Origin of the sequence: Streptomyces phaeochromogenes, from assembly GCF_001418655.1 — a bacterium.
Lineage (GTDB): Bacteria > Actinomycetota > Actinomycetes > Streptomycetales > Streptomycetaceae > Streptomyces > Streptomyces phaeochromogenes.
In genome coordinates this window covers 1-11,412 of sequence record NZ_LIQZ01000380.1, presented here as the reverse complement: position 1 = coordinate 11,412, position 11,412 = coordinate 1, and the positions used below count along the sequence as shown (strand labels likewise).

Sequence of the window (11,412 nt, the reverse complement as noted above, 5' to 3'; positions counted from 1 at the left end):
GTTCGGGGGGTGGTCGAGCGGGACGGGTCGGGGGATTCGTCCTTGTCGTCCTTGTCCTTCTTGGACTTCTTCGACTCCGACGCCGAGGGGGACGCCGATGCGTCCGGGGACTCCGCGCCCGCCCCGCCGGAGGAGCCGTCCTCGTCGTCGGACGACGACGAACCGTCCGCGGAGGCCGAGGAACCGGACGACGTACCGTCCGCCGCTGCCGCCTTCGGCTCGGAGGAGGGGGCCTCTATACCCAGCTCGGCCAGACTGAGCCCGCCCGCCGCGAGCAACAGCCCCGCACCCACGAGCAGCACCCGCCTGCGCCGCCGCCGGTGCAGCGCGGCCCGCCGGTCGCGCCGGCTCGCGCGGACCCCACGACCGCCCCGGCGCCGGGACCGGCGTCCACCCGTCGGCTCGTCGCCCTCCGGGTCGTCGTCGAACTCGTCGACGGCGTCCTCGCGGTCCTCAAGGGAAGCCGCGTACTCCCGGCACGCTTCGGCCGATGTACCGCACCCCGGGCAAGCGAGGGCGCCATTGAGGTGCCTTTGGCACGGGTGGCAGTAGTCCATGACGCCGGAAGACTAAACTCCGCGCAGGTCACGTTCACAGTCACAGCTGTGAAAGTTCTGTGCTGAACTGCCCGTTCCGGTTGGGCGAGTTGAGGACAGGCCGGACCATTCGCCGCCTTCCAGTGCCATCGCGTCGAAACCGTTGTGCGTTCGACCCATTGACACTGCCGCCGCCGAATCCTTACTGTCTGGCCAGCATTTCGAACGTGTGACGAAATTTCGAACAGAGCCGTAGAGCCACAAGGGGCAATTTCCGTGCGCATCACCGGAATCAGCACACACGTGGTCGGGACGCCGTGGCGCAACCTGACCTATGTCCAGGTGCACACCGACGAGGGCATCACCGGAGTCGGTGAGACCCGCATGCTGGGGCACACCGACGCGCTGCTCGGCTATCTGCGGGAGGCGGAGACCAACCACATTCTCGGTTCCGACCCCTTCGCTGTCGAGGACCTCGTGCGTCGCATGAAGTACGGCGACTACGGGCGGGCCGGCGAGATCGTGATGTCCGGCATCGCCGTGATCGAGATGGCGTGCTGGGACATCAAGGGCAAGGCCCTGGGCGTACCGGTGTGGCAGTTGCTGGGCGGCAAGGTCACCGACCGGGTGAAGGCGTACGCGAACGGCTGGTACACCACGGAGCGCACTCCGGAGGCGTACCACAAGGCCGCTCAGGAGGTCGTCGCGCGCGGGTACAAGGCGCTGAAGATCGACCCGTTCGGGACGGGTCACTTCGAGCTCGACCACGAGCAGTCGCTGTACGCGGTCTCGCTGATCGAGGCGGTCCGCGACGCGATCGGCCCCGAGGCCGAGCTGATGCTGGAGATGCACGGCCGCTTCTCGCCGGCCACCGCGATCCGTCTCGCGCGCGAGCTCGCGCCCTTCAAGCCGGCCTGGCTGGAGGAGCCGGTCCCGCCGGAGAACCTGAAGGCGCTGGAGAAGGTGGCGGCGAAGGTCGACATCCCGGTCGCGACCGGTGAGCGCATCCACGACCGCATCGAGTTCCGCGAGCTCTTCGAGAGCCAGGCCGTGGACATCATCCAGCCTGACGTCGGCCACCTCGGCGGCATCTGGGAGACCCGGAAGCTGGCGGCGACCGCCGAGGCCCACTACGTACTCGTGGCGCCGCACAACGTGGGCGGCCCGGTCCTCACCGCCGCCTCGCTCCAAGTCGGCTTCACCTCCCCGAACTTCAAGATCCTGGAGCACTTCAACGACTTCGCGGACGCGGAGATCAAGAAGGTCGTGAAGGGTGCCCCGCAGGTCGTCGACGGCTACTTCGAGCTGTCGCACGAGCCGGGCCTCGGCGTCGAGCTGGACACCGACGCGGCGGCCGAGTTCCCCCAGCAGCAGGCCCGCTTCGACCTGTGGGCGGACGGCTGGGAGCAGCGCAAGCCGAAGGGCGGTGGCAAGTGACGGCACCCGGCACCGGGGTGGGCCGAAGGGGTGGCCGCCACCCCTTCGAAGCCCCGGCACGACGCTCCGCCGTGGACTCGGCACGCCTCACCGGCACGGAGCAGTCATGAGCGCCCCGCAGGCCGTCGTCATCGAGGGCCCCGGCGAGCACCGGCTGGCCCCCCACGAGCCCGTGGCACCCGCCGCGGGCCAGGCCCTCGTACGGGTCCACGCGAGCGGTATCTGCGGCAGTGACCGCGAGGTGTACCAGGGCAACCGGCCCGAGGGGTACGTCCGTTACCCGCTGACGCCGGGGCACGAGTGGTCCGGCACGGTCGAGGCGGTCGGTCCCGGGGTCCCGGAGGGCCTGGTGGGCCGCAAGGTGGTCGGTGAGGGCTTCCGCAACTGCCAGGTGTGCGACCGCTGCCACGAGGGCGAGACAACGTTGTGCACGGCCGGCTACGAGGAGACGGGCTTCACCCAGCCCGGCGCCATGGCCACCACGCTCACGCTGCCCGCCCGGCTGCTGCACGTACTGCCGGAGGACGCCGACCTGACGGCGGCGGCGCTGCTCGAGCCCGCGGCCTGCATCGCGGCGGCGGCGCTCAAGGCGAACGCGCGGCCCGGCGAGCGGGTGGCCGTCGTCGGCACCGGGACGCTCGGCATGTTCGCCGTGCAGTTCCTGAAGGCGGGTTCGCCCTCGGAGCTGCTCGTGGTCGGCACCCGCCCGGACCGCGAGGAGCTCTCGAAGACGTTCGGCGCGACCGACTTCCGTACCCGGGACCAGGCGTTGCCCGACGACTTCGACGTGGTGATCGAGACCGCCGGGTCGGCGACCGCCGCGACCACCGCCGCCTCGCTGCTGCGGCGCGGCGGACGGCTCGTCCTCACCGGTATCCCGGCTCCGGGTGCCGAGGGACTGGACCCCACCGATCTCGTCGTACGGCAGCTGGAGGTGCACACCGTGTTCGGGGCGCCGCCGGAGGCCTGGGCGCACACGGTGCGGGTCTTCGGTGCCGGTCTCCTCGATCCCCTTCCGCTGGTCACGCACGAGCTGCCGTTGGACGAGTTCGCTCACGCCATCGAGCTGGTGGGGTCCGGCGACCCGAAGGTCGGCAAGGTGCTGCTGCGGCCCTAGGGCCCGCGGTACCGGCCGCCCCCGATCCGTACGCCGGTACGGAGACCTGACGCTCCGTACCGGCGTACATCCACCGCCACGAACCACGTCCGAGACATCGAACGTGAATCCCGCCAAAGCCAGTTCCAGCTAAGGACAGCTCGTGACCGACCCTTCTCCCAAGGCGGCCCGTCGACCCGGTGAGCAGGCGCTCGCCGCGCTCGGCCTGGGCGCGCCCGCCCTCTCCCCCGCCGACGCCTCACCGCACGCCTTCCCGGAGGGCGGGCGCTGGCGCACCGAGATCCCCTCGTGCGAGGGGCCGGAGGCGCTCGCCGTGGTCCTCAAGGAGTCCTCGCGGCTCGATGTGCCGATCCACCGGATCAGCCAGGGCAGCGGCATCTGGATGCTCACCGACGCCGAGATCACCGAGATGGTCGAGGCGACCGAGGAGCGGGACATCGAGCTCTGCCTCTTCACGGGCCCGCGCGGCACGTGGGACATCGGCGGCTCGACCCGTACCGACTCGCGGGGCGGCGGGCTGCGCGCCCGTGGTCACGATGCGGTCGCAGGTTGTCTCGAAGACGCCATCCGTGCAACGGAGTTGGGCGTAAAGTGCCTCCTCGTGGCTGACGAAGGCGTGCTCTGGACCCTGCACCGGGCCCGGGTCGCCGGGATCATCCCGGCGGACACGACGCTGAAGGTCTCGGCACTGATAGGCCCGGTCAACCCGGCCGCGTACGCCGTGTACGAGCAACTCGGCGGCGACTCCATCAACGTGCCGAGCGATCTCACGCTCGACCACCTGACGGAGATCCGCAGGGTCAGCGCAGCCCCCATGGACATGTACATCGAGGCCCCCGACGATCTCGGCGGATACGTGCGCATGTACGAGGTCGCCGAGCTGATCCGCCGCGGCGCCCCGCTGTACCTGAAGTTCGGCCTGTCCAAGGCTCCCGGGATCTACCCGTACGGCCACCACATGCGGGACGTGACGCTGTCCACGGCCCGGGAGAGGGTACGGCGTGGCCGGCTTGCGCTGGACCTGCTCGCGCGGCACGGGGCGGACGGCGACATGGCGCCGCTCGGCTCCAGGCTCCCGGGCACACTCCAACGTTTTGACATTCCCTCATAACGTTCCGAGCACACCCCCTTCACAAAAGACGACGCGGCCGAACACAATCCCACACACTTGCTCTCGGTCCGTTCCTCACTCCGGCTCCTCGAAGCTCCAGACCGAGCCCCGTCAGAACATCAAGGAAGATGATCATGCGCAATCGCAAAGCAGCGCTTTCCGCCATAGCCGCGGCCGCCTCCCTGGCCCTCACCCTCTCCGCCTGCGGGCAGGACAGCGACGGCGGCAGTGAGGACACGAAGGGAGACGCGAAGGGCTCCACCGTCGGCATCGCGATGCCGACGAAGTCCTCCGAGCGGTGGATCGCCGACGGCGCCAACGTGGAGAAGAACCTCAAGGCGGCCGGCTACAAGACCAAGCTGGCCTTCGGCGAGGACGACCCCGACACCCAGGTGTCGCAGATCGAGAACATGATCACCCAGGGCGTCTCCGCGCTGATCATCGCCGCGATCGACAACAAGTCGCTCGACAACGTTCTCCAGCAGGCCAAGGACGCCAAGATCCCGGTCATCTCCTACGACCGCCTGATCCTCAACTCGCCGAACGTCGACTACTACGCGTCGTTCGACAACGAGAAGGTCGGCGCGCTGCAGGGCGGCTACATCGTCGAGAAGCTCGGTCTGAAGGACGGCTCCAAGAAGGGCCCGTTCAACGTCGAGCTCTTCGCGGGTTCCAACGACGACAACAACACCCAGTACTTCTTCAACGGCGCGATGAAGGTCCTGCAGCCGTACATCGACAAGAAGCAGCTGGTGGTCAAGTCGGGCCAGACCAAGCTCAACCAGGTCACCACGCTGCGCTGGGACGGCGGCACCGCCCAGAAGCGCATGGAGGAGCTGCTGACCGCGGCGTACCGCAAGGACCGGGTCGACGCGGTGCTCTCGCCGTACGACGGCATCTCCATCGGCATCCTGTCGGCGCTGAAGTCGGACGACTACGGCTCCAAGAACAAGCCGCTGCCGGTCGTCACCGGGCAGGACGCCGAGGTCGCCTCGGTGAAGTCGATCATCGCCGGTGAGCAGACGCAGACCGTCTACAAGGACACCCGCCAGCTCGCCGAGGTCGCCTCGAAGATGGTCGACGCCGTCCTGGGCGACAAGAAGCCCGAGACGAACGACACCAAGACGTACGACAACGGCTCGAAGGTCGTGCCCGCGTACCTGCTGGAGCCGGTGAACGTCGACAAGACCAACTACAAGGAAGTTGTCGTCGACTCCGGCTACATCAAGGAAAGCGACCTCAAGTAACCGCCGTTTTCTAAGGATTGGAAGGCACGACCATGGCGGGACCCGTCCTGGAAATGCGCTCGATCGTCAAGACCTTTCCCGGCGTCAAGGCGCTGTCGGACGTCTCCCTGAGCGTCCGGCCGGGCGAGGTCCACGCCATCTGCGGTGAGAACGGCGCCGGAAAGTCGACCCTCATGAAGGTCCTCTCCGGCGTCCATCCGCACGGAACCTACGACGGGGACATCCTCTTCGAGGGCGAGTCCTGCCAGTTCAAGGACATCCGGGCGAGCGAGCAGCACGGCATTGTGATCATCCACCAGGAGCTCGCGCTGGTGCCGTACCTCTCCATCGCGGAGAACATCTTCCTCGGCAACGAGCACGCCACGCGCGGCTTCATCAGCTGGAGCGAGACGCTGAAGCACGCGACCGAACTGCTGCGGCGGGTCGGGCTGAGCGATCACCCGGAGACCCGGGTCGCCGACATCGGCGTGGGCAAGCAGCAGCTCGTCGAGATCGCGAAGGCGCTGTCGAAGAAGGTGAAGCTGCTGATCCTCGACGAGCCGACGGCGGCTCTGAACGACGAGGACAGCGGCAAGCTCCTGGAGCTCATCCGGGGTCTGAAGGACCAGGGCATCACCTCGATCATCATCTCGCACAAGCTGAACGAGATCGAGGCGGTCGCCGACTCGGTGACGATCCTGCGCGACGGGCGGTCCATCGAGACCCTCGACGTGAAGGCCGCGGAGACCACCGAGGACCGGATCATCAACGGCATGGTCGGGCGCGACCTCGACCACCGCTTCCCGGAGCGCACCCCGCACGACACGGAGGCGGACGCGGCTCCGGCCCTGGAGATCCGCAACTGGACCGTCCACCACCCGATCGACCAGCAGCGCAAGGTCGTCGACGACGTGTCGATCCAGGTGCGCCGCGGGGAGATAGTCGGCATCGCCGGGCTGATGGGCGCCGGGCGCACCGAGCTCGCGATGAGCGTGTTCGGGCGCACCTACGGCCGGTACGCGAGCGGCACCGTCCTCAAGGACGGCACGGAGATCCGTACGAAGACCGTGCCCGAGGCGGTCAAGCACGGGATCGCGTACGTGACGGAGGACCGAAAGCACTACGGCCTCAACCTCATCGACACGATCAACCGCAACATCTCCCTCAGTGCCCTGGGGAAGGTGGCCAAGCGCGGTGTCGTGAACGAGCACGAGGAGCGGCAGGTCGCCGAGCGCTTCCGCAAGTCGATGAACATCAAGGCGCCGACGGTCTTCGAACCGGTGGGCAAGCTGTCGGGCGGCAACCAGCAGAAGGTCGTCCTCAGCAAGTGGATCTTCGCGGGTCCGGACGTGCTGATCCTGGACGAGCCGACCCGCGGGATCGACGTGGGCGCCAAGTTCGAGATCTACACGGTCATCGACAAACTGGCCGCCGAGGGCAAGGCGGTCGTCTTCATCTCCTCCGAGCTGCCCGAACTGCTCGGAATGTGCGACCGCATCTACACGATGGCCGCCGGACGGCTGACCGGTGAGGTCCCGCGGGCCGAGGCCACGCAGGAAGTGCTGATGCGCCAGATGACGAAGGACAAGAGGTAAGAGCGATGAGCACGAACGTGACCGCCAAGTCCCCCGCGCCGGCGCCCGCCGGCAAGGGCGACTCGACCGGGGGCGACGGCCTGCTGCAGCTGATGATCGACGGTATGCGCCGCAACATGCGGCAGTACGGCATGCTGATCGCTCTCGGTCTGATCGTGGTGCTGTTCGCGGTGTGGACCGACGGCGACCTGCTGCTGCCGCGCAACGTCTCCAACCTGGTGCTGCAGAACAGCTACATCCTGATCCTCGCGATCGGCATGATGCTCGTCATCATCGCGGGCCACATCGACCTGTCGGTCGGCTCGCTCACCGCCTTCGTTGGCGCGGTGGCGGCCGTACTGATGGTCAACCACGACATCCCCTGGCCGTTGGCCGTGGTGATGTGCCTGCTCCTGGGCGCCGCCGCGGGGGCCGTGCAAGGGTTCTTCATCGCCTATCTCGGCATACCCTCGTTCATCGTCACCCTCGCGGGCATGCTGCTCTTCCGCGGTCTGACCGAGATCTTCCTGGAGGGCCAGACCATCGGCCCGTTCCCCAAGGGTCTGCAGGACGTCTCCAACGGCTTCCTTCCCGAGGTCGGCCCGGACACCAACTACCACAACCTCACGCTGCTGCTCGGCTTCGCCGTGATCGCGTTCGTGGTGCTGCAGGAGGTCCGTGACCGCAGGCGGCAGCAGGAGTTCGCCCTTGAGGTGCCGCCCGCCAAGCTCTTCCTGCTGAAGATCGTGGCGCTGGTCGCGGCCGTGCTCACGGTGACGATGATGCTCGCCAGCTACAAGGGCGCCCCGGTCGTCCTGATCATCCTCGGCGTCCTCGTCGTGGGCTTCGGCTATGTGATGCGCAACGCCGTCATCGGCCGCCATGTGTACGCGATCGGCGGCAACCTGCCCGCGGCGAAGCTGTCCGGTGTGCGGGACAAGAAGGTCACCTTCCTGGTCTTCCTCAACATGGGCATGCTGGCGGCGCTGGCCGGTCTGGTCTTCGCGGCCCGCTTCAACGCGGCCTCGCCCAAGGCCGGTGTGAACTTCGAACTGGAGGCGATCGCCGCGTCGTTCATCGGCGGCGCGTCGATGAGCGGCGGCGTGGGCACGGTCCTCGGCGCGATCATCGGTGGTGTCGTTCTCGGTGTTCTGAACAACGGCATGAACCTCGTCGGCGTCGGCAGCGACTGGCAGCAGGTCATCAAGGGCCTGGTGCTCCTCGCGGCGGTCGGCTTCGACGTGTGGAACAAGCGCAAGGTCGGTTCGTAACGTTGCCGGTGGGGCCTCGCGGGCGCATGCCCGCGGGGCCCCATTTCTCTGTGTACGGCTTCTTCGCGAACCGCGGCAGCAGCCAAGCTCCGGAAGACAGTTGGAAGACAGGACGACCGTGAAGGAACTTTTCGGAACGCTCGCCGACGGCACGAAGGTCCACCGCTGGTCGCTGGAGAACGGCGGCACCCGGCTGAAGGTCCTCTCGTACGGCGGAGCCGTCCAGTCACTCGAACTCCCGGACCGCCACGGCCGGTACGCGAACGTGTCGCTCGGTCTCGGGACGATCGAGGAGTACGAGGCGTCCAGCCCGTACTTCGGCGCCGTCATCGGCCGGTACGGCAACCGCATCGCCGGCGGCAGGTTCACCCTCGACGGCGAGGACCACCAACTCCCCGTCAACGACGGCGGGAACAACCTGCACGGCGGGCCCGACGGCTTCGACAAGCACGTGTGGGCCGTGGAGGAGTTCACCTCCGGCCCCGACGTGGGCCTGGTCCTGCGCCGCACCAGCCCCGACGGCGAGATGGGCTACCCCGGCACGCTGACGACGAAGGTCACGTACACGCTCACCGGGAACGGCGACTGGCGCATCGACTACGAGGCCACCACCGACCGGGCCACGGTCGTCAACCTCACCAACCACGTGTACTGGAACCTCGCCGGCGAGAGCGGCGGCTCCGTGCACGACCACGAGCTGGCCGTCGCCGCGTCCCGCTTCACACCGGTCGACGCGAGCCTCGTCCCCACCGGCGAACTCGCCGAGGTCGCGGGCACCGCCTTCGACTTCCGTACGCCGAAGACCGTCGGCGAGGATCTCGGCCGGCCCGACCGACAACTCCTGCACACCAAGGGGTTCGACCACAACCTGGTCCTCGACAAGGGGCTCACGGAGCGGCCCGAGCACTTCGCGACCCTCCGCGAACCGGTCTCCGGCCGCATCCTGAGCATCGCGACGACCGAGCCCGGTGTGCAGTTCTACTCCGGAAACTTCCTGGACGGCGCCCTGGTGGGCCCCGGCGGCCGGGCATACGGTCCTGGCAGCGCGCTGTGCCTGGAGACCCAGCACTTCCCGGACTCGCCGAACCGCCCGGAGTTCCCGTCGACCGTGCTCAGGCCGGGCGAGACGTACCGCTCGACGACGGTCCACTCGTTCGACCTGTGATCATTCTTCACAGCGAGTTCACAACTTCCACATGAATTCACAGTCGTTGAACAGAGACACACAGCCACCCGTACTAAGGGGCGGCCCGCGTATCCCCGCTCGGGCCGCCCCTCAAGGACGGAGGGTCCATGGCCGACAATGTCACCTCGCTGTTCCGCACCGGCGCGCACAGCCCCTCGATGGCCGCGCTGGCACGCGAGAGCGGGGAGGCGGGTCCGGTGGACTTCTGCATCCCGTGCAATCCGTACTTTCCCTCGCCCAGGATGATGGACGAGCTGACCAACCGGCTGCGCGACATCATCACGTACTACCCGAGCAGCGCGGACACCATCACCGCCGAGCTGTGCAATCTGCTGCAACTTCCCCCGCAGTGCGTGGCAATGGGCAACGGGTCCACAGAACTGATCACCTGGATCGACCACTTGCTGGTCCGGGAGTCGCTCGCCATCCCGGTCCCCACCTTCGGCCGCTGGACCGACCAGCCGCTGGAGACCGGCAAGCGCGTCGACATGTTCCCGCTCCAGGAGAGCAACGGCTTCGCGCTCGACCCGGCGCAGTACATCCAGTTCATCCGCTCCAGGGGCACCCGCGCGGCCGTCATCTGCAACCCGAACAACCCTGACGGCGGCTTCGTGCCCAAGCAGACGATCCTGGCGTTCTGCGACGCGCTCGCCGACCTCGACCTGATCGTCATCGACGAGTCGTTCCTGGAGTTCGCCGACGCGGAGAACGAGCCGAGCATCGTCGAGGAGGCGGTGATGCGCCCCAACGTCATCGTGCTGCGCAGCCTCGGCAAGAACTTCGGTCTGCACGGCGTGCGGTTCGGCTACATGGTGGCCAATCCGGGCCTGGCGGGCAGGATCCGCTCGATGCTGCCGAAGTGGAACCTGAACGCCTTCGCGGAGACCGTGGTCTTCATGCTCAAGGACTACGGGGCCGAGTACGTGGAGAGCCTGCACATGGTGCGCCGCGACCGGCTCGACATGGCCCGCCAGCTCTCCACACTGCCCGGCCTCACGGTCTACCCCTCGCAGGGCAACTTCCTCTTCGTGCGCCTCCCCGTGGGTGCCGAGGGCACCGTGGTCCGGGACCGCCTGCTCACCGAGCACCGGATCCTGGTCCGCGAGTGCGGCAACAAGATCGGCTCGTCCAGTCGCTTCCTGCGGCTCGTGGTGCGCCCCCAGACGGACGTGCGTCGCCTGGTGTCCGGCCTGGAGTCGGTGCTCTACGGGACCAGGAGGGGAGCCGCCGTGCCCGAGCTGAGCACAGGGACCAGCTACAGCTCGGGTACGGCGGCGGTGGACCGGCTCGTCAGTTCGACCAGCGGGCAGGGCTACCAGGGGATCGCCGCGGCGGCCAACGGGATGGCCCAGCAGCCCCAGCCGCTCACGGCCGCCGCGAACGGGATGGTCGGGCAGCCCCAGCCGCTGACCGCCGCGGCCAACGGAATGAACGGAATGATGGGCCAGCCCCAGCAGTTCACCGCGGCAGCCAACGGAATGGCCGGCCAGCCCCAGCAGTTCGCCGCCGCCGCGAACGGGATACCCGGGCAGCCGCAGCCGCTCACGGCCGCCCAGACCCGTGGCACGACGGGCATGCCGGGAGGGCTGACCGCCGTGAACGCTCAGGGGCAGCCGCAGGGGTTCCCGCAACCGCAGCCCCAGGCCATGCCGCAGCCGGTGCCCCAACCCGTGCCACAGCAGGCCACCGGCTGGCCCAACACGCCGCCGAACGGCGCCGGCTGGCCGGCCGCCGCTGTCGACCGGGTCGGCTGACCACCGGACCGGTTGCCCGAGGGCCCCGCATCCCGCAACGGGACCCTCGCCGGCCGGGAGGTCCAGGACCCTCCCGGCCCCGGCACAAGAGGTGCGGGCCCGCGCCCGGAGGGGAGCCGCGGGTCCGCACCTCTCTCTCACCCGCTCCTTCAGGGGCGCGGGGAACGGCGCAGTCCTTTGGCTTTCAGGGGCGCGGGGAA

General features: G+C 68.4%; 9 protein-coding genes. 8 read left to right on the top strand and 1 reads right to left on the bottom strand.

The features are described from left to right. The coding region (locus tag AOK17_RS51010) for an SCO2400 family protein (protein WP_055617383.1) at nt 1-557 on the bottom strand (557 nt) is incomplete at its 3' end. 255 nt (nt 558-812) lie between these two features. Between AOK17_RS51010 and AOK17_RS39135 the strand changes: the two genes are divergently transcribed. From AOK17_RS39135 to AOK17_RS39100, 8 genes are all read left to right on the top strand, one after another. Further along, nucleotides 813-1,973, top strand: a complete 1,161-nt coding sequence (locus AOK17_RS39135; protein WP_055617382.1) for a mandelate racemase/muconate lactonizing enzyme family protein — start codon at nt 813-815, stop codon at nt 1,971-1,973. A gap of 106 nt (nt 1,974-2,079) precedes the next feature. After that, complete coding sequence (locus AOK17_RS39130) at nt 2,080-3,090, top strand: zinc-dependent alcohol dehydrogenase (protein ID WP_055617381.1); 1,011 nt, start codon at nt 2,080-2,082, stop codon at nt 3,088-3,090. Nucleotides 3,091-3,232: 142 nt separating this feature from the next. After that, the gene (locus AOK17_RS39125) at nt 3,233-4,201 is read left to right on the top strand and encodes a hypothetical protein (protein WP_055617380.1); all 969 of its coding nucleotides are present in this window, start codon (nt 3,233-3,235) and stop codon (nt 4,199-4,201) included. 134 nt (nt 4,202-4,335) lie between these two features. Continuing rightward, nucleotides 4,336-5,448, top strand: coding sequence for a multiple monosaccharide ABC transporter substrate-binding protein (chvE, locus tag AOK17_RS39120; RefSeq protein ID WP_190228038.1), 1,113 nt, complete (start codon nt 4,336-4,338; stop codon nt 5,446-5,448). Between the two features lie 32 nt (nt 5,449-5,480). After that, nucleotides 5,481-7,022 (top strand): multiple monosaccharide ABC transporter ATP-binding protein, encoded by a 1,542-nt coding sequence (gene mmsA, locus AOK17_RS39115; protein WP_055617384.1) that lies wholly within the window; start codon nt 5,481-5,483, stop codon nt 7,020-7,022. A gap of 5 nt (nt 7,023-7,027) precedes the next feature. Further along, entirely contained in the window at nt 7,028-8,272 is a 1,245-nt protein-coding gene (mmsB, locus tag AOK17_RS39110; protein WP_055617378.1) for a multiple monosaccharide ABC transporter permease, read from the top strand. Nucleotides 8,273-8,390: 118 nt separating this feature from the next. Then, nucleotides 8,391-9,437 (top strand): aldose epimerase family protein, encoded by a 1,047-nt coding sequence (locus tag AOK17_RS39105; RefSeq protein WP_055617377.1) that lies wholly within the window; start codon nt 8,391-8,393, stop codon nt 9,435-9,437. A 128-nt stretch (nt 9,438-9,565) separates the two neighbouring features. Then, nucleotides 9,566-11,212, top strand: coding sequence for a pyridoxal phosphate-dependent aminotransferase (locus AOK17_RS39100; RefSeq protein ID WP_055617376.1), 1,647 nt, complete (start codon nt 9,566-9,568; stop codon nt 11,210-11,212). Nucleotides 11,213-11,412 lie beyond the last annotated feature (200 nt).